The organism is Cupriavidus sp. SIMBA_020 (genome assembly GCF_046535395.1).
Taxonomy (GTDB): Bacteria; Pseudomonadota; Gammaproteobacteria; order Burkholderiales; family Burkholderiaceae; genus Cupriavidus; species Cupriavidus campinensis.
On the sequence record NZ_JAWRWU010000009.1, the window covers coordinates 252,071 to 273,701 of the forward strand.

The 21,631-nt window shown below is 66.8% G+C and carries 17 protein-coding genes; 11 read left to right on the forward strand and 6 right to left on the reverse strand.

The genetic code is table 11. The features are described from left to right. Positions 1-225 precede the first annotated feature (225 nt). Positions 226-894: a response regulator gene (locus SB751_RS18830; protein ID WP_144196341.1), complete on the forward strand. Its 669-nt coding sequence runs from the start codon at positions 226-228 to the stop codon at positions 892-894. A 90-nt stretch (positions 895-984) separates the two neighbouring features. Then, the gene (locus SB751_RS18835; RefSeq protein WP_377731626.1) at positions 985-2,373 is read left to right on the forward strand and encodes a cobyrinate a,c-diamide synthase; all 1,389 of its coding nucleotides are present in this window, start codon (positions 985-987) and stop codon (positions 2,371-2,373) included. A 21-nt stretch (positions 2,374-2,394) separates the two neighbouring features. On the opposite strand, the gene SB751_RS18840 is transcribed toward SB751_RS18835, so the two are convergent. Beyond that, the gene (locus tag SB751_RS18840; RefSeq protein WP_144196340.1) at positions 2,395-2,856 is read right to left on the reverse strand and encodes a MarR family winged helix-turn-helix transcriptional regulator; all 462 of its coding nucleotides are present in this window, start codon (positions 2,854-2,856) and stop codon (positions 2,395-2,397) included. A gap of 58 nt (positions 2,857-2,914) precedes the next feature. Further along, a complete protein-coding gene (locus SB751_RS18845; protein WP_144196339.1) occupies positions 2,915-4,534 on the reverse strand; it encodes an MFS transporter in 1,620 nt (539 codons plus the stop codon). A gap of 136 nt (positions 4,535-4,670) precedes the next feature. Between SB751_RS18845 and rocF the strand changes: the two genes are divergently transcribed. Then, positions 4,671-5,573 carry an arginase gene (rocF, locus tag SB751_RS18850; protein ID WP_410748287.1) on the forward strand — a complete coding sequence of 301 codons (903 nt, stop codon included), beginning with the start codon at positions 4,671-4,673 and terminating at the stop codon, positions 5,571-5,573. 48 nt (positions 5,574-5,621) lie between these two features. Here rocF and SB751_RS18855 read toward each other — a convergent pair whose 3' ends face one another. From SB751_RS18855 to SB751_RS18865, 3 genes are read right to left on the reverse strand one after another with little or no spacing between them, the layout of a single operon-like run. After that, positions 5,622-7,094: an AdeC/AdeK/OprM family multidrug efflux complex outer membrane factor gene (locus SB751_RS18855; RefSeq protein WP_144196337.1), complete on the reverse strand. Its 1,473-nt coding sequence runs from the start codon at positions 7,092-7,094 to the stop codon at positions 5,622-5,624. Beyond that, positions 7,091-10,237, reverse strand: a complete 3,147-nt coding sequence (locus tag SB751_RS18860) for an efflux RND transporter permease subunit (RefSeq protein WP_144196336.1) — start codon at positions 10,235-10,237, stop codon at positions 7,091-7,093. Before SB751_RS18860 ends, SB751_RS18855 begins: the two co-directional genes overlap by 4 nt. Positions 10,238-10,263: 26 nt before the next feature. Beyond that, entirely contained in the window at positions 10,264-11,445 is a 1,182-nt protein-coding gene (locus SB751_RS18865; protein WP_144196335.1) for an efflux RND transporter periplasmic adaptor subunit, read from the reverse strand. 784 nt (positions 11,446-12,229) lie between these two features. On the opposite strand from SB751_RS18865, the gene SB751_RS18870 reads away from it, so the two are divergent. Further along, the gene (locus SB751_RS18870; protein WP_244845073.1) at positions 12,230-12,604 is read left to right on the forward strand and encodes a BON domain-containing protein; all 375 of its coding nucleotides are present in this window, start codon (positions 12,230-12,232) and stop codon (positions 12,602-12,604) included. Between the two features lie 89 nt (positions 12,605-12,693). Here the strand turns inward: SB751_RS18870 and SB751_RS18875 are convergent, their stop codons facing one another. After that, on the reverse strand, positions 12,694-13,098 hold the full coding sequence (locus tag SB751_RS18875) for an endonuclease (protein WP_410748288.1): 405 nt from the start codon (positions 13,096-13,098) through the stop codon (positions 12,694-12,696). Between the two features lie 378 nt (positions 13,099-13,476). On the opposite strand from SB751_RS18875, the gene SB751_RS18880 reads away from it, so the two are divergent. The 7 genes from SB751_RS18880 to SB751_RS18910 all read left to right on the forward strand — a co-directional run bounded on the left by SB751_RS18880 (position 13,477) and on the right by SB751_RS18910 (position 21,542). Next, positions 13,477-14,034, forward strand: coding sequence for a sigma-70 family RNA polymerase sigma factor (locus tag SB751_RS18880; protein WP_144196334.1), 558 nt, complete (start codon positions 13,477-13,479; stop codon positions 14,032-14,034). A gap of 302 nt (positions 14,035-14,336) precedes the next feature. After that, positions 14,337-15,755, forward strand: coding sequence for a lysine N(6)-hydroxylase/L-ornithine N(5)-oxygenase family protein (locus SB751_RS18885; protein WP_313819042.1), 1,419 nt, complete (start codon positions 14,337-14,339; stop codon positions 15,753-15,755). A gap of 3 nt (positions 15,756-15,758) precedes the next feature. Then, positions 15,759-17,009: an MFS transporter gene (locus SB751_RS18890; RefSeq protein ID WP_410748289.1), complete on the forward strand. Its 1,251-nt coding sequence runs from the start codon at positions 15,759-15,761 to the stop codon at positions 17,007-17,009. Next, the gene (locus SB751_RS18895) at positions 16,999-17,622 is read left to right on the forward strand and encodes a GNAT family N-acetyltransferase (RefSeq protein ID WP_186296765.1); all 624 of its coding nucleotides are present in this window, start codon (positions 16,999-17,001) and stop codon (positions 17,620-17,622) included. Before SB751_RS18890 ends, SB751_RS18895 begins: the two co-directional genes overlap by 11 nt. A gap of 19 nt (positions 17,623-17,641) precedes the next feature. Next, positions 17,642-19,480 carry an IucA/IucC family protein gene (locus SB751_RS18900; protein WP_410748292.1) on the forward strand — a complete coding sequence of 613 codons (1,839 nt, stop codon included), beginning with the start codon at positions 17,642-17,644 and terminating at the stop codon, positions 19,478-19,480. Continuing rightward, a complete protein-coding gene (locus SB751_RS18905; protein WP_410748290.1) occupies positions 19,480-20,232 on the forward strand; it encodes a siderophore ferric iron reductase in 753 nt (250 codons plus the stop codon). The genes SB751_RS18900 and SB751_RS18905 overlap by 1 nt, the downstream gene beginning before the upstream one ends. Before the next feature lie 92 nt (positions 20,233-20,324). Then, positions 20,325-21,542 (forward strand): aromatic ring-hydroxylating oxygenase subunit alpha, encoded by a 1,218-nt coding sequence (locus SB751_RS18910; RefSeq protein WP_144196325.1) that lies wholly within the window; start codon positions 20,325-20,327, stop codon positions 21,540-21,542. Positions 21,543-21,631 lie beyond the last annotated feature (89 nt).

Below are 21,631 nucleotides of genomic sequence, written 5' to 3' on the forward strand. Positions count from 1 at the left end.
CCCGGCTCACAGGAGCCTGCATTTTCCGAATCGTCTCAAATCATTTGCGCAGGAGTCCGCATTAATCTCAGCGGGCATTGTCGTGTGCCGGGTCGTATCCCGTTTGGCCCACGCGCACGCGTGCACGCAGCTACTGCGTGTTCGCGCCGCACGCCCTCCCGCGTGCGGCGCCTTTTTTCACGCCTGCCAAAGTCGTATCGGACCCATGTGCACAGGAGGCATTGGATGACATTGAGGATCTTGCTGGCCGACGACCATCCCGTCATCACGGCGGCAATCCGCGCGAGCTTGCAGACACAGACGGGTTGGGAAGTCTGCGGGGAAGTGGCAAGTGCGACAGAACTGCATCATCAGGTGGAAATACTGCAGCCCGACGTCGTGGTCACGGACTACCACATGCCCGGCCCCGCGGAACTGGACGGCGTACGGCTGATCACCAGCCTGCGGCGGCGCTACCCCGCGTTGTCGATCATCGTGCTGACGATGATCACCAATCCACTGGTCCTGCGCACGATCCTGGACGCGCACGTGCATGGCCTGCTGCTCAAGGATTGCCCATTGACCGAAATCGTTACCGCCATCGCCCGGGCGCAGCGCGGCTTCACCTACATCGGTAAATCCGCCCTGCGCGCGCTGGCGCCCACCGAGCTGCGCACCATGCTGCCGTGTGGGCGCAACGGCGTGCAGCGCCTGTCCGCGCGCGAAACCGAGGTCCTGCGGCTCTACCTGACCGGGCGCACGGTCACGGAGATCGCCGCCACGCTGTGCCGCAGCGTGAAGACCATCAGCCGGCAGAAGAACTGCGCGATGCACAAGCTTGGTGTCAGCAACGACCGCGAACTGTTCGAGTGCGCGGCGCTGCAGGGCGTGGTCCTACCCCTAGGACGGAACTGAGGCCAAATTGAAGAAAAACTGAAGAAGGACTGAAGCCATAGCCGTGGCAACCGCTCGCTATAATCGATTTCGTCGTATGACACCGTTGTCATGCGCCACCTACCCGACATGCCTGAACACCATCCCGCAACCACCACCCCACCGCCCGCCGGCACCCCCGGCCGCGCCGTACCCACCCTGCTCGTGGCCGCCCCGGCTTCCGGGCAAGGCAAGACCACCGTCACGGCCGCGCTGGCCCGGCTGCATGCCCGCCAGGGTCGCACCGTACGCGTATTCAAGACTGGCCCGGATTTCCTCGACCCAACGCTGCTGGCGGCGGCCAGCGGGGCGCCGGTGCATTCGATCGATCTCTGGATGACCGGCGAGGCCGACGCGCGCGCGCGGCTGGCCGAGGCGGCGGCAGTGGCCGACCTGATCCTCGTGGAAGGCGTGATGGGCCTGCACGACGGCACGCCGAGCAGCGCCGACGTGGCGCGGCGCTTCGGCCTGCCCGTGCTGGCCGTGATCCAGGCCGGCGCCATGGCCCAGACCTTCGGCGCGCTGGCCCACGGGCTGGCGCACTACGGCGCGCCGCTGCCGCCGATGCGGGTGCTGGCAAACGGGGTCGGCACGGCACGCCACGCCGACTTGCTGCGCGAAAGCCTGCCGGCGGACATCGGCTGGGCCGGCGCGCTGGCGCGCGACGCCGCGGCGAGCCTGCCCGAGCGCCATCTGGGCCTGTTCAGCGCCGACGAGCTGCCAGACCTGATCGACCGCCTCGACCGCATGGCGGACGCCCTCGAAGCCTTGCCGATCGGCCAGTTACCCCCAGCCGTGTCTTTCCCAGCCCCCGCGGCTCCGACCGCACCCGGCCCGCGCCCGCTGGCGCGCAAGACCGTGGCGATTGCCCGCGACGACGCGTTCCGCTTTATCTATCCCGCCAATGTGGACACGCTCTTCGCGCTGGGCGCCAATGTGGTGTGGTTCTCGCCGCTGCGCGACCGCACCCTGCCCGCCTGCGACGCGCTGTGGCTGCCCGGCGGCTATCCGGAGTTGCATGGCACCACGCTCGCGGCCAATGCCGACATGCGCGCAGCCCTGCGGCGCGCCCACGCGGACGGCTTGCCGATATTGGCCGAGTGCGGCGGCATGATGGCGCTGTTCGACACACTGGTGGACAAGGAGGGCGTCAGCCACCAGATGGCCGGCCTGCTGCCGGGCACGGTGACGATGCAACGGCGGCTCGCCGCCATCGGGCATCAGGCCGTGACGTTGCCGGGTCTGATGCCCGATGGCGACGAACCCCTGCGCGGCCATACCTTCCACTATTCGAAGACCGATTCGCCGCTGGAGCCGGTGGTGCGGGCGGTATCCCCGCGCGATGGCGCGCCCGGCGAGGCGGTCTACCAGACCGGCTCGCTCACGGCGTCATACGTGCATCTGTATTTTCCGACCAACCCGCTGGCCATTGCGGCGCTGCTGGGCGGGAAGGCGGGGTAGCGAAAGGGACGGGGGGCGGGCTCAGGCGGCGTCGCGCTCGGCCAGGGTGCGGGCCGCCGCATCGGCAATCCCCGCCTCGAGCTGCGCCAAACCCTTGGAGAGGTTGTGCATGGTCGTCTCGGACACATCGGCCAGCACGTCCTGAAGGAAGGCCGAGCGGCGCGGCAGGGCCTGATCGACGATATCGCGCCCGAGCGGGGTCAGCGTGACATTGGTCATGCGATTGTCGCGCTCGCTCGTGGTGCGCTCGATCCAGCCCAGCTCCTGCAACGCCTTCAACTGGCGTGTGAGGGCGCCGGGGTCCATGCCAACACGGTCCGCCAGCGGCTTTTGTGCGATGGGGCCATCGTGGCCATGCAGCGCGGACAAGATGCGCCAGCGCGGCAGCGGATGACCGATGCGCTGCTCGAACGCCGCCGCGTAGGCGCGGTAAGTGCGTCCAAACTGTTGCAATACGGCCAGGCTTTGTCGCTCCAGTTCCACTCCAAATCTCCTTTAGGCGGACGCTTGCATCCACGGGGGCGCCGTGATCTCAGGCGGATCAATCAGCTGCCATCGCGGGCTCCTGCACCCGCGTCAGCGTCACGGGCGGGACCCGGCGCACGCACCAGAGCCCCACCAGGGCCGCAATCGCCGCCACGAGCAGGCCAAGATGGATGGCCCCGACGAGCGATACGCGCGCCTGCTCGAGCAGCAGGGCTCCATTGTGCCCTGCCTCCTGGAGATTGGTCAGCAATTCTGCTTGCGCGGCCTTGTCGATCAGGATCTGGGGGTCGGTCATCCGCCCGGCCCAGTCCGACGCGCCGGCCGCCTGCAAGGCGCGCTCCACGCCGCCGGTATAGCTGCGCGTGACCATGGTGCCAACCAGCGCGGTACCGACCATGCCGCCCACCATCCGCAACGATTGCAACATCGCCGTTGCAATGCCGAGGTGCGCGCGGCCCGCCGTCTGCTGGGCGAACACGGTCAGGTTCGGCAGCACGAAGCCGAGCCCGAGACCGGCCAGCAGCATGGTACCGAGCAGCACCGTGTGATGCATGCCGCGCGTGGCCTGCGACAAACCGAGGCAAGCCAGCGCCAGCAGTGCGAATCCCGCATAAAGCATGCTGTTCGGCACCGGAATGCGCGTGATGATGCGGCCATTGAGAATGCTGCCGATGGTGATGCAGACCACCATCGGCGTCACCAGCAGCCCGGCTTCCTTCGGCGAATAGCCAAACCCGCCCTGGAACAGCAGCGGTGCGTAGAGCAGCAGCGCGAACATGGCAAAACCGCCCAGCACGCCAAGCACGAACAGCGAGGCCAGCGCCGGATTGCGGAACATGTCGAGCGGCAGCAGGGGGTCCGCCGCCCGGTGCGACCACTGCCAGAGGCCGACGAACGAGGCCACGGACAGCACGGCCAGGCCAATCGTCACGATGTCCAGCCCGCGCTCGGGCAGCCATTCCACCGAAAGCTGGAGGCAGCCGAGCCCCGCCGCAATCAGCAGCGCACCCAGCCAGTCCACCCGAATCGGCCCCTGCCCCTTGTGCGCCTGATGGCGCAGGTGCGGCAGGTATCGCCACGCGAACAACAGGCCGAGCAGGCCCACCGGCACGTTGATATAGAAGACGGCACGCCAGCCATACCATTCAGTCAGCACGCCGCCCATGGACGGGCCGATGGCGTTGGCAAGCCCGAACGCGGTGCTCATCATCACCTGCCAGCGCAGGCGCACGTGCGGGTCCGGGAACAGATCGGGAATACAGGCGAAAGCGGTGCCGACGAGCATGCCGCCGCCAATGCCCTGCAGCGCGCGTGCCGCCACGAGGAACGGCATGCTGGGCGCCATGCCGCACAGCACCGAGGCCACCAGGAAGACCACGATCGACACCAGCACGAATGGCTTGCGGCCGTAGTAGTCGCCCAGCCGGCCGAAGATCGGCACGGTGACGACCGAGGTCAGCAGGTAGGCCGTGGCCACCCAGGCGTAGTACTCGAAGCCCTGCAGTTCGGCGACCACCGTCGGCAGCGCGGTGGCCACCACGGTCTGGTCCAGCGCCACGAGCATCACCACGAAGGCGATGCCGATCATCGCCAGCAGCGATTCCCGGAACGGCAGGACTTGCCCGTTGCCGGACGAATGTGGAGCGCCCTGCCCTTCTTGTGACGCGGAAGTCATTCTATTGCCCGATCAATCGTTGTGTGGTCAATGATTATAGGTCGAAATTTCCTTAATTTGCAGGGCACATGTCGCCATGGAGCGGCGGCGGCACAACACCTAATATGAGTGGGAGCCGCAACCCCTGGAGTCTGTCATGCAGCCTGTCACGCTGATTGGCGCGCCCACCGATGTGGGCGCCAGCATTCGCGGCACCTCGATGGGGCCCGAGGCCTTGCGCGTGGCCGAGATTGCCGGGGCGCTGGCCCGCAACGGGCTGCAGGTGACCGACTTTGGCAACCTGAGCGGCCCGGGCAACCCCGGCCAGCTTCCCGTCGACGGCATGCGCCACCTGCAGGAAGTGCTGGCCTGGAACCGGCTGGTGTTCGACGCCGCCTATGGCTGCTTCGCCAGTGGCCGGATGCCGCTGCTGATGGGCGGCGACCACTGCCTGGCCATCGGCTCGATCAGCGCCGCCGCGCGCCACTGCCGCGAGACCGGCAAGCGGTTGCTGGTGCTATGGCTCGATGCCCACGCCGATGCCAACACCGGCAGCACCAGTCCCACGGGCAATATCCACGGCATGCCGGTGGCCTGCCTGTGCGGCGACGGCCCCGCGCCGCTGACCGCCCTGAGCGGCATCACGCCGGCCATGTCGCCCCGGTCGATCCGCCAGGTGGGCATCCGCAGCGTGGATGCCGGGGAGAAGCTGCGCCTGCGCGAGCTGGGGCTGACGGTCTACGACATGCGCTATATCGACGAAAACGGCATGCGCCAGACGATGGAGCAGGCGCTCGCCGGCATCGACGCGAATACGCATCTGCATGTCAGCTTCGATGTGGATTTCCTGGATGCGCAGATCGCGCCGGGGGTGGGCACGCCGGTACGCGGCGGGCCGACGTATCGGGAGGCGCATCTGGCGCTGGAGATGATCGAGGATACCGGGGCGCTGGGGTCGCTCGATGTGCTGGAGCTGAACCCGGCCCGGGACGTCCACAACCAGACGGCCGAGCTGGTGGTAGACCTGCTGGAGAGCTTGTTCGGGAAGTCGACGCTGTAACGCCGGACCCCCCTCCCGCGGACGGGAGAGGGTTGTCCTGCGGGTCGGCTAGCTGCCGCTGGGGCGCGTGCCGGCGGCGCCGGCGTTATCCGCCGCCTGTGCCGTCACCTCGTTCCACCCACCGCCCAGCGCCTTGTACAGATTGACCTCGCTGGTCAGCTGGTTGAGGCGCGAGTCGATCAGCACCTGTTGCTGCGCGAACAGCTGCCGCTGCGCGTCGAGCAGCGTCAGGTAGTTGTCTACCCCGGTGCGATAGCGGCCCTCGGCGAGCTGGAAGTAGTCCCGGCTCGCCTCGACGAGGCGCACCTGCGCCTCAAGCTGCTCCGTGTACGTGCCGCGCGCCGCCAGCCCGTCCGCCACCTCGCGGAAGGCCGACTGCACGGTCTGTTCGTACGTCGCCACGTTGATGTCCTTCTGGATCCGCGCGTAGTCCAGGCTGGCGCTCAGGCTGCCCGCCGTGAAGATCGGCAGGTTGATCTGCGGCGAGAACAGCCACGTGCCGGAACCGGCATCGAACAGCCCCGACAGCTGGCGGCTCGCCGTGCCCGCCGAGGCGGTCAGCGAGATGCTCGGGAAGAACGCCGCGCGCGCCGCGCCGATATCGGCGTTGGCCGACAGCAGGCGGTGCTCGGCGGCCAGGATGTCCGGACGGTTCTGGAGCAGGTCCGAGGGCAAACCCGCCGGCACGTCCGCCACGAGCTTGCCGTCGAGCGGCAGCCCTTCGGGCAGGTCTGCCGGCAGGCTCGCACCGAGCAGCAGCGTCAGCGCGTTGGTGTCCTGCGCCACCAGCCGCGTGTAGCGGGCGAGCGAGGCCCGCGCGTTCTCCACCTGGGTCTGCGACTGGCGCAGGTCCAGCCGCGAGGAAATGCCTTCCTCATAGCTGCGGCGCGTGAGGTTGTAGGTGCGCTCGTAGGTCGCCAGTGTCTCGCGCGTCAGCTTCAGCTGCGCCTCGTCGGCACGCAGCGTCAGGTAGGCGTTGGCCACGCTGGCCACCAGCGCGATGTGCGTGCTGCGGCGGGCTTCGTCGCTGGCGAAGTACTGCTCCAGCGCCGCCTGGCTCAGGCTGCGCAGCCGGCCGAACAGGTCGATCTCCCACACCGTGGTACCCAGCGACACGCCATACGAGCTGCTGATGACCCGCTGGCCCGTGCTGGAGAGGCCGGCCGGCACGCGCTGCCGCGTGCCCTCTGCCGCCACGCCCACCTGCGGGAACAGGTCCGCGCGCTGGATGCGGTACTGCGCGCGGTACGCCTCCATGTTCAGGGCCGCCACGCGCAGGTTGCGGTTGTTCTGCAGGGCGACTTCGATCAGCCGCTGCAGGCGCGGGTCGGCGAAGTAGTCGCGCCAGCCCAGTTCCGCAGCCGGCGGCACCTGGCCGGCGCCGTTGGCGGCCGGGTAGGCATCGCCCTGCGGATAGGCGGCCTCCACCGGCGCCGCCGGACGCTCGTAGGTCGGGATCAGGCTGCACCCCGCGAGCGCCGTGGTGGCGGCGACGGCCATGCTGATTAGCGTTTTTCTCATGCTTTGGCTCCCTTTTCCAGGGAGGAGGAATGGTGCTTCTCGCGGCGTTCCTTGAGCGCGTTCACCACCACGAAGAACAGCGGCACCCAGAAGATGGCCAGCACCGTGGCCGTGATCATGCCGCCGATCACGCCGGTACCGATGGCGTGCTGGCTGCCCGAGCCGGCGCCTTGCGACACCGCCAGCGGGAACACGCCGAGGATGAACGCCAGCGAGGTCATGATGATGGGCCGCAGGCGCATCCGGCACGCCTCCACGGCTGCATCGACCAGACTCTTGCCCTGCTCGTGCAACTCCTTGGCGAATTCCACGATCAGGATCGCGTTCTTGGCGGACAGGCCGATGGTCGTCAGCAGGCCCACCTGGAAGAACACGTCGTTGGACAAGCCCCGGCCAATCGTCGCCAGCAGCGCGCCGACCACGCCGAGCGGCACCACCAGCATCACCGAGAACGGAATCGCCCAGCTTTCATACAGCGCGGCCAGGCACAGGAACACCACCAGCAGGGACAGCGCGTAGAGCGCCGGCGCCTGCGAACCCGACAGCCGCTCTTCGTACGACAGGCCGGTCCACGAGTAGGCAATGCCCTGCGGCATCTGCTTCATGATGGCTTCCACCGCGGCCATGGCCTCGCCGGAACTCTTGCCCGCCGCCGGTTCGCCGAGGATTTCCACCGCCGGCACGCCGTTGTAGCGCTGGAGCTTGGGCGAGCCATAGCCCCACTTGCCGGTGGCGAAGGTCGAGAACGCCACCATGTCGCCCTTGTCGTTGCGCACGTACCATTTGTCCAGATCTTCCGGATTCATGCGCGCGTTGGGGCGGCCCTGCAGGTAGACGCGCTTCACGCGACCGCGGTCGATGAAGTCGTTCACGTAGCTGGAGCCCCAGGCGATGGAGATGGTGCTGTTGATGTCCGCCAGCGACACGCCTTGCGCGCGGGCGCGCTCGTCGTCGATCTCGAGCTGGTACTGCGGCTCGTCGTTCAGCCCGTTCGGACGCACGCGTTGCAGCGCCGGGTCCTTGGCGGCCAGCGCCAGGAACTTGTTGCGGGCCTCCATCAGCGCGTCATGCCCCAGGCCGGCCTGGTCCTGCATGTAGAAGTCGAAGCCGGTGGCGTTGCCCAGCTCCTGCACTGCCGGCGGCGCGAAGGCGAAAGCCAGCGAGTCACGGAAGGTGCTGAACTTCGCCTGGGCGCGCTTGGTCAGGTCGAACACGCTGGTGGCGTCGCCCTCGCGCTCCTTGAACGGCTTGAGCAGGATGAACGCCAGGCCCGAGCTCTGGCCGCGGCCGGCGAAGTTGAAGCCGTTCACGGTGAAAAGCGAGCTGACGATCTTGCCCTCGTCGTTGAGCAGGTAGTTCCGCATCTGGTCGAGCACCGCCTGCGTGCGCTCCGCCGTGGCGCCGGCCGGGGTCTGCACCTGGGCGTAGAGCACGCCCTGGTCTTCTTCCGGCAGGAACGAGGTGGGGATGCGCGTGAACAGGAAGGCCATGCCCGCCACGATCAGCACGTAGATGATCAGGTAGGGCACGCGCCGCTTCAGAATGCCGACCACGCTGCGCTCATAGCGCTGCGTGGAGCGGATGAAGCTGCGGTTGAACCAGCCGAAGAAGCCCTTCTTGTGCTCGCCGTGGTCGCCGCGCTCGATCGGCTTGAGCATGGTCGCGCACAGCGCCGGGGTCAAAATCAGCGCCACCAGCACCGAGAGCACCATCGCCGAGACGATCGTGATCGAGAACTGGCGGTAGATCACGCCCGTGGAGCCGCCGAAGAACGCCATCGGCAGGAACACGGCCGACAGCACCAGCGCGATACCGACCAGCGCGCCCTGGATCTGCCCCATCGACTTCCGGGCGGCCTCCTTCGGCCCCAGCCCCTCCTCGGACATCACCCGCTCGACGTTCTCCACCACCACGATGGCATCGTCCACCAGCAGGCCGATGGCGAGCACCATGCCGAACATCGTCAGAGTGTTGATCGAGTAGCCGAACGCGGCCAGCACGCCGAAGGTGCCCAGCAGCACCACCGGCACGGCGATCGTCGGGATCAGCGTGGCGCGGAAGTTCTGCAGGAACAGGTACATCACCAGGAACACGAGCACGATGGCTTCGAGCAGCGTCTTCACCACTTCGTGGATCGAATCGGCGATGACCGGGGTCGTGTCGTACGGGAACACCACCTGCATGCCCGCCGGGAACGACGGCTCGAGCTGGTTCAGCGTGGCGCGGATGGCCTTCACGGTATCCAGCGCGTTGGCGCCCGAGGCCAGCCGGATGGCGATACCCGAGGCCGGGCGGCCGTTGTACTGCGCGTTGATGTTGTAGTCCTGGCCGCCCAGGCCCACGTCGGCCACGTCCTTGAGGCGCACCTGCGAGCCGTCCGGGTTGACCTTCAGCAGGATGTTGCCGAACTGCTCGGCGGTCTGGAGACGGGTCTTGCCGATCACCGACGCGTTGAGCTGCTGCCCGCGCACGGCCGGCAGGCCGCCCAGCTGGCCGGAGGCCACCTGCACGTTCTGCGCCTTGATGGCGTTGCTCACGTCCAGCGGCGCCAGCTGGTAGCTGTTGAGCCGGGCCGGGTCCAGCCAGATGCGCATGGCGTACTGCGAGCCGAAGACCTGGAAGTCACCCACGCCAGCGGTCCGCGAGATCGGGTCCTGGAGGTTCGAGACGATGTAGTTGGACAGATCCTCCCGCGTCAGGCTCGGGTCGGTCGACACCAGGCCGACGATGACCAGGAAGTTCCGCACGGACTTGGTCACGCGGATACCCTGCTGCTGCACTTCCTGCGGCAGCAGCGGCGTGGCCAGCGCGAGCTTGTTCTGGACCTGCACCTGGGCGATGTCCGGGCTGGTGCCCTGCTCGAACGTCACGGTAATGGTCATGCTGCCGTCGGAGTTCGACTCCGACGAGATATAGCGCAGCTTGTCCAGCCCGTTCATCTGCTGTTCGATGACCTGCACCACCGTGTCCTGCACGGTCTGCGCGGACGCGCCGGGGTAGTTCACCGAAATGGCGATGGTCGGCGGCGCGATGGCCGGGTACTGGTTGATGGGCAGCGACCGGATGGCCAGCCCGCCAGCCAGCATGATGACCAGCGCGATCACCCAGGCAAAGATCGGCCGGTCGATGAAGAAATTAGACATGGCGATTCCTCATGCGTCGGTCCCGGTCAGGACTTGGCCGCGCCAGGCGCGGAAGCGGCGGCCGGGGCCGAGGCGGCATTGGCATTGGGGGCCGTAGCGGCGGTGGCGGTGGCGGGGGCTTCCGTGGCCTTGACCTTGGCGCCGGGGCGCACGAACTGGAGGCCTTCCACGATGACGCGGTCGCCGGCCTTCAGGCCGTCCGTGACCAGCCACTTGTCGCCAATCGTCCGGTCGGTCTTCAGCACGCGCTGCTCGACTTCATTGTTGGCATTGACCACCAGCGAGGTGGCCTGGCCCTTGAGGTCGCGCGTGACGCCGCGCTGTGGCGCCAGGATGGCCGAGGTCTTCACGCCTTCGGCCAGCCGCGCGTGCACGAACATGCCCGGGAGCAGTTCGTGGCGCGGGTTCGGGAACACGGCGCGCAGGGTGACGGAACCGGTGCTCGGGTCCACGGACACCTCGGAGAACTCCAGCCGGCCCGCCTCCGGGTAGGTGCTGCCATCCTCGAGCTTCAGCGTCACCCTGGCAGCATTGGTGCCGGCGGCCTGAAGCCGGCCGTCGGCCAGTTCGCGCCGCAGCCGCAGCAGCGTGGTGGACGGTTGCGTCACATCCACGTAGATGGGGTCCAACTGCTGCACGGTGGTCAGCGCGGTGGCCTGGCCGTTGGTGACCAGCGCTCCCTCGGTGACCACCGAGCGGCCGATGCGGCCCGAGATCGGGGACAGCACCTTGGTGTAGCGCAGGTCGATATGGGCGCGGTCCGCCGTCGACTGGGCCTGCAGGTAGGCAGCCTTGGCTTCATCGTGCTGCTGCTTGCTGACTGCTTCGTCGCCCACCAGCCGCCCATAGCGCTCCGCCAGCAGGCGCGCCGACGCCAGCGTGGCATCGGCGCTCTTGGCCGTGGCTTCATAGGTGGCGGGGTCGATCTGGTACAGCTGCTGGCCCTGCTTGACGTCGGAGCCTTCCACGAACAGCCGCTTCAGGATGATGCCGTCCACCTGCGGGCGGACTTCGGCGATACGGAAGGCGGTGGTCCGGCCCGGCAGCGACGAGTCGAGCGTCACGGTCTCGTCCTTCAGCGTGACCACCTTCACTTCGGGCGTCTGGGCTGCGGGCGGCTTGTTTTCCTTGCCACAGGCGGCAAGGACCGAGACGGCGATGGCCAGCATGCCCGGAATCAAAGCACGCCTGGCGCGCATTGCTTGCATAGCGATTTCCTCGAGGATGAAACGGAATGATGTGGCCTGGCCCCGTAGACCAGGCGGGCGCCACGGCGCAGCGCGTGGACGCAAGTGGCGTGCCGGGTCGCCGGCACGAAATTCGGTCGTCGGGTTCAGCGGATTGTCGCCATGGGCCCCTGCTTTCGCCATTTGCTGGCCTGGAGGAAAACACAAGACCGGCCGCGCCGCGCGCGCGTATCCGGCCGCAGGAGGTTCGTGGAACCGCCCTGCTCCCCGTATTCTGAAATGTCCTGCACGTTGCTTCGCTTGTCCGGATCACCGTGCTTCGCGCAAGCCCGTGCGCCGATCTGAACGTCGCGCTACGTCTTGCCGGCCGCCACAATAATCGGTTTTCCCGATGCCTGCTGGCGGCGCATTGCCACGGTAATGTCTGCACTGCACGGCGGCACCCGATGTATTAGGGTAAAGACAACCGTCTCCTCCAGGGAAGCCGTCGCCGTCGTGATGCAATGCAGCATTCGGCTCACGGGATTGCAACTAGTTCCATAGCCGAATGACGAGTTGCGCGTCATCGTACCAGCTTGAAGAAGAATCTGGATGACAGAACTTGTCGTGTAATGCACTGAAATACAGAGCAGGTAACTGAATCGCGCCCATTTGAGCGTATTATGCGTCACTTTTGCAGCGCCGGAGACCGATCCCCTTGACCGGCAAGCGCACTGTCCGCAGCCATGTAGGACGCCGCCCAATGGAATGCTTCTTGCGCCTTGACGCACATCCAGAGCACATCCAGAGACTAGGAGACGTCATCATGAAAGTGCGCATGCTACCCGGCGTATTGATTGTCGCCGGCTCGCTGGCCGTCGTCACCGTGACGACACCGGTACTGGTGTCGGCGGCGGGTGCCGATGCCGACACACCGTCATCGACCGGCCGTACCGCCGCGCCGCGCGACACCGCCGCGGCCACGGACAACGCAATCACGTCGAACGTCAAGGCGCGGCTCGCCTCGGCCAAGGGGCTCGATGCCCAGCGGATCACCGTCAACACCGTGGACGGCGTGGTGCGGCTGGAAGGCACCGTCCGCAATGAATCCCAGCGCGCGCTGGCCTTGCAGGCCGCCAGGGAGGTGCGCGGGGTGACCGCCGTATCCGATGAGATGCGTGCGGCGACGACGGTACCCTGATCCGATCGACCAGATATTTGTGGCGTAGCTGCAATAAGAAACGCCCCCGTTTGACCGGGGGCGTTTCTTGTTGTCGATCCGATCGACGATCAGGCGCCATCGAGATAGCGGTTGCGCTCGCCGAGGGGCCGGCCGAGGTTCGGCGTGGTCCGGCGCATGTCGCCCTGATAGGCGGCCGTGCCGTAACTGCGATTGCTCGTGGTCACCGCGCCCGGCACAAGATCGTACTTTTGCGAAGGCATCTGCATCTGCTGCTGTTGCTGCGGGGCCAGATCCTGCCGCGTCGATTGCACGGCGCCCTGCGAATACGGATCGAACTTGTCCCCCGCACGCGCGCCGCTGGTCGAGGGATCGACCGGCGTGGCCGTTGCACCGCCCTGCGTGTACGGGTCGCGCGGGCCCGGCGTCATCTGCGCAAGGGCCGACACCGACATCAACGCCAGCGCTCCGGCGGCCAACACACTGCTGGCCCGCATCGTCTTCATCGTCTTCATGGCTTACCTCCACATGGCGAATCGATTGCGGCGCGAAGGAAATCGCCACCGCTCCCTTCATGACGTAGCGAAAGCCGTGCCGGTCGCTCACGTGCGGTGCCAGGCGCCCCGGAGGCCGCGTGCCGGCTGACCGGCGCACCGGAATTACAACCGCTGGGTAAGCCGTGCATTGGCGTCTTGTCGGCAACGTGCGTGTAACAAGACGTATCTTTCCCGCATATCACGGTATTTAAGTCTGTGTTCAGGTTTCGTCCTCAGTGACCACTTGTACGGCGCGGTCATTAATAAGAACGATTCGCATTTACTTTAGGATGGGCGCCTCGTTGAAAACGGTACATCCCCGCCAGGGGAACGCATGGCCCTTCCCATGGAGTTCACATGACAGTGATCGACGATCGCACGCCCCCTGCCCGCGCGGACACACCCCCTGCGCACGATGCGCCCGGCACGGTTCTCCACACCTTCATCGCCCAACGGCGCAGCCTGCTACACGTGGCCACCCGCATTCTGGGCTGCCCCTGTCAGGCCGAGGACGTGTTGCACGACGCGTTTCTCAAGCTCTGCCAGGACCCCTGCCCCGAAGCCTTGCGCTGCGAGGCCAGCTACATCAGCCGGGTGGTGCGCAATCTCGCGCTGGATAGCTACCGGCGCCAACAATTGGAGAAGCGGCTATTCATCGGCGACGTTCCCGAGCAGGACGCACCGCTCGACACCAACTCGCCGGACTGCATCGCGATGGCGCAGGAGCAGGCCACCTGCCTGCGTGACGCGATGCGGCGCCTGCCCTCGCGCACGCGCGACGCCGTGGTGCAGTACTACTACGAGGACCAGACGCAGAAGCGCATTGCCGAGCGGCTGGGCATCTCGGCCACGATGGTCAACTTCATCCTCCAGGATGCGCGCAGCGCCCTCAGCGCGATGAATATCGCGCGCTGATGCGCGGCTGCGCGATGCACGTCGCGCGCTGCCCCTGCGGACGCGCGGCGGATGCCACGCGCGCCGCCCTCCATCCGTTTTCCTGAAACGCCACACGTGCACGCGTCATGCGTGCCTCGCGCGTGCCTCGCGCGTGCCCGTGCACGCGTAGCACGGCTTTGATGACGCGAGCCCGCACAGCCCCGCATGTTTTAAGTGAATGACATGGCCGAACTAAACGAATTACGAGGCCATTCGTCTTGATGGATATCCCCCTTCCACTGCGGAAGCCTTTCTGTTTTCGCGATCCACCAGGGCTAAACATGAGCAATGAAGATCCTTATGACTTTATCGGCGTCGGACTGGGCCCGTTCAATCTCGGCCTCGCGTGCCTGGCCGATCCGCTGCCCGGCGTACGCAGCCTGTTCCTCGAGAAGAAGGAAGCGTTCGGCTGGCACACGGGCATGCTCGTGGACGGCACGACGTTGCAGAACCCGTTCCTGGCCGACCTCGTGTCGATGGCAGACCCCACCAGCCGCTTCAGCTACCTGAACTACTGCAAGCAGCAGGGCCGCATCTACCACTACTACATCCGCGAGAACTTCTACCTGACGCGTCAGGAATACGACCGCTACTGCAAGTGGGCCGCCGGGCAGCTGCCCAACGTGCGCTATCGGCAGGACGTGCTCGACATCCGCCACGACCCGTCCCTGCCCGGCTATGTGGTGAGCGGCGTCGACACCCACACCGGCACGCCGTTCCGGCATCGCGCGCGGCGGCTCGTGCTCGGCATCGGCAGCACGCCGAACCTGCCCGCCTGCTGCGCGGGCGAGCATGCGCCGATCCACACCTCCGCCTATCTCGCCAACAAGCGCTGGCTCCAGCAGCGCCGCACCATCACCGTCATCGGCAGTGGCCAGAGCGGCGCCGAGGTCTATCACGACCTGCTCAAGGACTGCGACACCCACGGCTACACGCTGAACTGGGTGACCCGCTCGCCGCGCTTCTTCCAGATGGAAAACGCCAAGCTCACGCTGGAGCTGATCTCGCCCGCCTACAGCGACCACTTCTACGACCTGGGCGAGTCCGTGAAGACGCGCGTGCTGGAGGACCAGCGCAGCATCTACAACGGCATCAACAAGACGCTGATCGACCAGATCTACGACACGCTCGACGAAAAGCGCCACCGCGCCGGGGCCCGCACACAACTGCTGACCAACCTCGCGCTGGACGGCATGCGCTTCGACCCCGCCGCGCGGCAGTACGAGATGACGTTCCGCCACATGGACCTGGGCGACGCCTACCGCCACGTGGCCGACGGTGTGGTCATGGCCACCGGCTACACGCATCGCGTGCCGGCCTTCATCGACGGCATTCGCGAACGCATCCGCTGGGACGCGGCTGGGCGCTACCAGCAGGCGCGCAACTTCGCGGTGGACGTGCATGGCGACGAGATTTTCGTGCAGAACGCGGGCTTCCACAGCCACGGCCTGACCAACCCGGACCTGGGCATGGCTTGCCATCGCAATGCGCGGCTGCTGCACGCGCTGACCGGCGTGGACCACTATCGCGCCGAGGCACGCACCACGTTCCAGGACTTCGCCCCGCGCGCCAACAGCGGCTTCGAGCGGATCGAGGCGGCGGAAGCCGCGGCAACCGTGCCGGCCCCCGGCAATGGCACGCCCCTGCCGGCCCATCCGCCGCAGCCGGCGCTGGCGCAATGGGTCACGGTGGCGGGATAGATCATGAGCCTGCGACTCACCATCGTCATCATGTCCGCGTTTGGCGTCATCAGCGACGCCATCCTGATCGCGTTCTACCCGCAGTTCTTCGAAGTGCGCTACGGCATCACCAGCCCGGTGCACGTGGGCGCCTACATCGCCGCCATCTCCATCGCCGTGATGTGCACGCTGCCGTTCTGGGCGCGCGTGGCGCGGCGTGTGGAGACCATGCACCTGCTGGTCTACACCCAGCTCGTGGCCGGCACCTTCGGCGCGCTGAGCGCGTGGGCGGAGACGGTCACCGCCTTCTGGGTGCTGACCATGCTGATGTTCATGACCAAGAGCAGCTACCTGCTGATGTTCCCGTACCTGATGCGGCTCGAGAAAGCCGAGACGCACGGCGCCACCATCGGCCTGCTGTCGGTGGTGGTGCATATCGGCGGCATCTTCGGGGCGATGGCGGGCGGGATGGCACTCCAGCAGTTCGGCCCGCGCACCTGCCTGTGGATGATGGCCGCCGGCGACTTCGTACAGATGGCGCTGTGCATCTACCTGATCCGCACCGGCCGGGTGGTGCGCGTGCTGGGCACCGATGCGGCCCAGCCGGCGGCGGGCAGTCCTGCCAGCGCGGCGCGGCGCGGCACGCTGGGGCTGATCCTGCGCCTGAGCCTGTTGATGCTGCTGTTCGACTTCAGCGCCTACCTCATCCGCCCGTTCTTCTCGGTGTACTGGGAGCAGATCTCCGGCATGCACAACCAGATGCTGACGGGACTGGTGTTCGCGATTCCGGGCGTAGTCGCACTGGTGGCGCTGATCGCCAACAAGCGGGCCACGCGGGACGGGCGCAAGCTGCTCGACCATACGCTCGGCAACCTGCTGCTTGGCACGGTGGGCCTGCTGTTGCAGGCGGCGCCGTCACCGGCGCTGGTGCTGATCGGGCGCTGCCTGTACGGGTGGTCGCTGTTCCAGGTCATCGTGAAGCTTGAGGTCACGCTGTTCAAGGTGAGCACACCGAACGCCTACGCCAAGGACTTCAGCATCGCCAACTTCTTCCAGAACCTGGGGGTGCTGTTGTCGTCGTTCGGCGCCGGGCTGATCGTGAGCCGCTTCGGCATCGAGATCACCTTCGTGCTGGCCGCTGCCGGCATGCTGCTGACCGCCGCGCTGGACCGCTGGACCTTCGGCGTGGATCGCCGCCACGCGGCGCCGGCCGCGCTGCCTGAGACCGATGCGGCGGACACCGCCGGACTTGCCGGAGCGCCCCATGCAAGCTGACCGCTGGGACATCACCCATGGCGGCGCGGAGCCGATTCCGGCCGCGCTGCGCCCGTCGCTCCATCCGGGCATGACGATCCGGGCGCTGTCGCTCGACCATGACATCGGCCTGCTCCATCGCTGGTTCACCATGGACTACGCGCGCTTCTGGAACATGCAGGACCTGACGCTGGACGAGACCCGCCGCTTCTACGCGGACCTGCTCGCGAGCGGCCACGGCGGCGCCTACATGGGTCTCTGCGAAGGGGCACCGGCCTTCCTGATCGAATGCTACGACCCTGCGCACGAGCCCGTGGGCGCGCACTTCGCGCCGCGCGCCAGCGACATCGGCATGCATTTCTTCGTCGGCCCGCCGGCCGCGCCGATCCGCCACTTCACGCGCGACGTGCTGCGCCGCGTCATGGCGCACACCTTCTACACGCTGGGCGCCCAGCGCGTAGTGGTGGAGCCCGACGCGCGCAACGACAAGGTCCATGCCCTGAACCGCGCTGTGGGCTTCGCCTACGACCGCCAGATCACCCTGCCGCAGAAGACCGCCTGGCTGGCCTTCTGCACCCGCCCCGATTTCGAACGATCCATCCGAGGAGATTTCACCGATGAACGCCCCGCTTGACGCCACCATCCACGCCACGCTGCAAGCCCAGACCACGCGCGAGCCGCGCCACGTGGTCAACCACCTCGAACCGGCCGTCTGGGCCAAGGTGAACCGCCTGCTCGTGCGCAAGGCCATCGCCGAATACGCGCACGAGGTGGTCATCACGCCGGCGGCGCAAGGCGCGGCCGATGCAGACGGCTGGACCCGCTACCGCATCGACGCCGACACGCCCAACTGCCACTACACCTTCGACGGCCAGCCGATGGCCCTGCGCCACTGGCGCATCGACCCGGCCAGCATCGAGCGCGTGCTCGACGGCGCCAACGCGCCGCTGGACGCGCTGACCTTCATCAACGACTTCAAGCACACGCTCGGCATTCCCGCCGACAAGCTGCCGATCTACCTGGACGAGATCAGCAGCACCCTGTTCGGCGCCGCCTACAAGCACAACCCGCAGGCGCCGAGCGCCGAGACCCTGCTCGACGCGGACTTCCAGACCTATGAGTGGGCGATGATCGAAGGCCATCCGGGCTTCGTGGCGAACAACGGCCGGCTGGGCTTCGATGCCGAGGACTACCGCGCCTTCGCCCCGGAAACCGGCTCGCGCTTCGCCGTGATCTGGCTGGCAGTGCATCGTGACAACGCCCACTTCGCCAGCATTCCCGGGCTGGACTACGAGGCCCACATGGCGAGCGAACTGGGCGAAGCCCGCCTGGCCGCGTTCCGCCAGGCGCTGGAGGCGGCCGACGTGGCGCCCGAGGATTACCTCTACATGCCGGCCCACCCGTGGCAGTGGTTCAACAAGCTCAGCATCGCGTTTGCCGCCGATGTGGCCAATCGCAAGATCATCCCACTCGGCTACAGCGACGACCTGTACACCGCCCAGCAGTCGGTGCGCACGTACTTCAACGCGTCCCGGCCGGACAAGTGCTATGTGAAGACCTCGCTGTCGGTACTGAACATGGGCTTCATGCGCGGGCTGTCGCCGTACTACATGGCTGGCACGCCCGCCATCAACGCCTTTCTGGACGGACTGATCAACGACGATGCCACGCTGCGCGGCTACGGCTTCAGCATCCTGCGCGAGGTGGCGTCCGTCGGCTATCGCAACCGCTACTACGAGGCCGCGCTCGAAATGGACAGCCCCTACAAGAAGATGCTGTCCGCGCTCTGGCGTGAAAGCCCGCTCGGCAAGCTCCGCGAGGGCGAGCGGCTGATGACGATGGCCGCGCTGCTCCACACCGACCCGCAGGGCGACGCCCTGCTGCCGGCGCTGATCCGCCGCTCGGGGCTCTCCGCGCGGACGTGGCTGCGCCAGTACCTGCGTGCCTATCTCGAACCGCTGATGCACTGCTTCTACGCGCACGACCTTGTGTTCATGCCGCACTGCGAGAACCTGATCCTGGTGCTGGAGGGCCACACCGTCACGCGCGTGTTCATGAAGGACATCGCGGAGGAGTCGGCCATCCTGAACAAGGACGCGGTGCTGCCCGAAGGCATCCAGCGGCTCGCCGTGGACGTGCCCGAGAACTACAAGCTGCTCGGTATCTTCATCGACGTATTCGACGGCGTGTTCCGGCACATGGCGCAGATCCTGGTGGAGGGCGGCAGCTGCTCCGAGGATGATTTCTGGCAGGTGGTGGCCGACAGCGCGCACGACTACCAGGCGGCGCATCCCGAGTTGCAGCACAAGTTTGCGCGCTACGACTTCTTCGCGCCGGACTTCCTGCACTCGTGCCTGAACCGGCTGCAGCTCAAGAACAATCTGCAGATGGTGAACCTGGCAGATCCGGCGTCGAGCCTGACCATGGCGGGGTCCCTGCCCAACCCGGTGGCCGGCCGCGCCCGCTCCGCCGACGTCAAGGCGGCTGCCTGATGCTCGCGCCCGCGCCGGACCGGCTCCACGCACTGTTGGCCACGGCGGCGCGCGTGGTGCCGGGACTCGACGGCACGATCGGCGAGATCGGCGACGGGCGCGCGTGGAGTGAGGCACGCGCCGGGGACATCGCACCAATGGTGCGGCACCTCGGCGCGCATCACCCCGAAGCCGGAGCCCACTATTGGTCACTTCGTGCGTGGGGATCGCATATCTGGCAGCCGGTGTACCTCGGCGTGGTCGGCGTGCATTGCTGTGCGTGCACGCCGGATCTCTCGGCGTTGTCCCAGCGTACCGAGGCGGGGGGCATCCACGGTTTCCGCGTCGCGCCGCATGCGCCGCGCGTCGATACGGAGGATGACGGGCTGCGGCGCGTCGCCCGCCAGATCGCGGAAGGCTGGACCCGGCTGCATGCGCAATGGCGGGAGGTCGGCCCGCTGCCGGTGAAGGCCGCCGGCAGATTGCTGGCCGATTGCGTACTCGGCGCCTTGCTGTGCGTGCAGCGCGAGCGCATCGACTGGGATACGCCGCGCATGCATGCGCTGGGACAACGCTGGCTCGAAGCCATCGGTCTCGGCGGCGAATGCGGCTTCCTCACCTTCCGCGACGGCGGCGGTACTGAACGGCTCGCGCTCGCCCGCAAGGGTTGCTGCCTCCACTATCGCCGCGCCGACGGCGAGATGTGTACCACCTGCCCGCGCCAGCGCGTGCCCGAGCGCCTGGCACGACTCGCTGCCCGCGACGGGCCCTAGCCCGCCCGCGTCCTACCTCTCGCTTTTTTCTGATTTTTCCTCGTATGCGTCCGCCATACGCGGCGGCGCTCATCCGTGCAAGGAGAACACCCATGTCCGATCTGAGTCAGTCCTCCCACTTCGAAGCGGAGGCCCTGCAATTATCGGTGGCAAGTTATTGCGATGACGATGTGTTTGCGATGGAAATGGAACGCATATTCCGGCGCAGCTCGACCTATATCGGCCACGACCGCATGGTCCCCGACCAGGGCGACTGGCGCGCGCTGGGCCATGAAGACAACGCGCGCGTCCTGGTGCGCACCGACCATGGCGTGGAATTGATCTCGAACGTCTGCCGGCATCGGCAGGCGCTCATGCTCGGCCAGTACGGACCCGGCGCGACTGCCGGCAACGGCCAGGGCAACCTGCGCGAGCGCGGCGGCAACATCGTCTGCCCGCTCCATGGCTGGACCTACGACAGCAGCGGCCAGTTGATCGGCGCACCGCAATTTCCTGAAAAACCATGCCGGAACCTGGAGCGCTTTCCGCTCCAGAACGTGAATGGCTTCCTGTTCGAGGGCCCGCGCAATGCCGCCCACGACCTGCGCGGCCTGTTCGACCGGCCGGAACTCGATTTTGGCGACTACGTACTCGACCACGTGGAAATGCACCGTTGCGACTGCAACTGGAAGACCTTCGTCGAGATCTACAACGACGACTATCATATCGGCCCCTTCCACCCAGGACTGGGCCGCTACGTGCATAGCGAGGGATTGAGCTGGGAATATGGAGACTGGTACAGCGTGCAGCGGATTGACGTGCACCCGACGCTGGAAATCGCGGGCACCGACACATATCGAACCTGGCATGAGCGACTGCTCGCTTACGGCGACGGCCGCGTACCTGACTTTGGCGCGATCTGGGCGACCTATTATCCGACCCATATGATCGAGGTCTTCCCGTACGCGCTGGTGTTGTCGACGCTATATCCGAAGGGCGTTCACGAGACGATGAACGTCATCGAGTTTTATTACCCGGAGGAGCTCGCCGCGTTCGACCGCGAACTGGTGGAAGCACATCGCGCCGCCTATATGGAAACAGCGATCGAGGACGACGAGATTGCCGAGCGCGTAGACGCCGGCCGGCGCGCGCTATATCGGCAAGGAAAGACCGATGCGGGTCCGTACCAGACCCCGCTGGAGGACGGCATGCGTCATTTCCACGGCTGGTATCGGAAGTTGATGGATACGCCGGTCGCAGCACCGATGCCGGTACGCGAACCAGCGGCCACGGCACGGCGAACGATTCCAATTGCACGTGCCGTGTGCTGAATTGGACGCCCAAAAAGCAAAACCCCCAGCCTTTTGGGGCTGGGGGTTTTGGGTATAAGAGCCTGGCGATGACCTACTTTCACACGGGT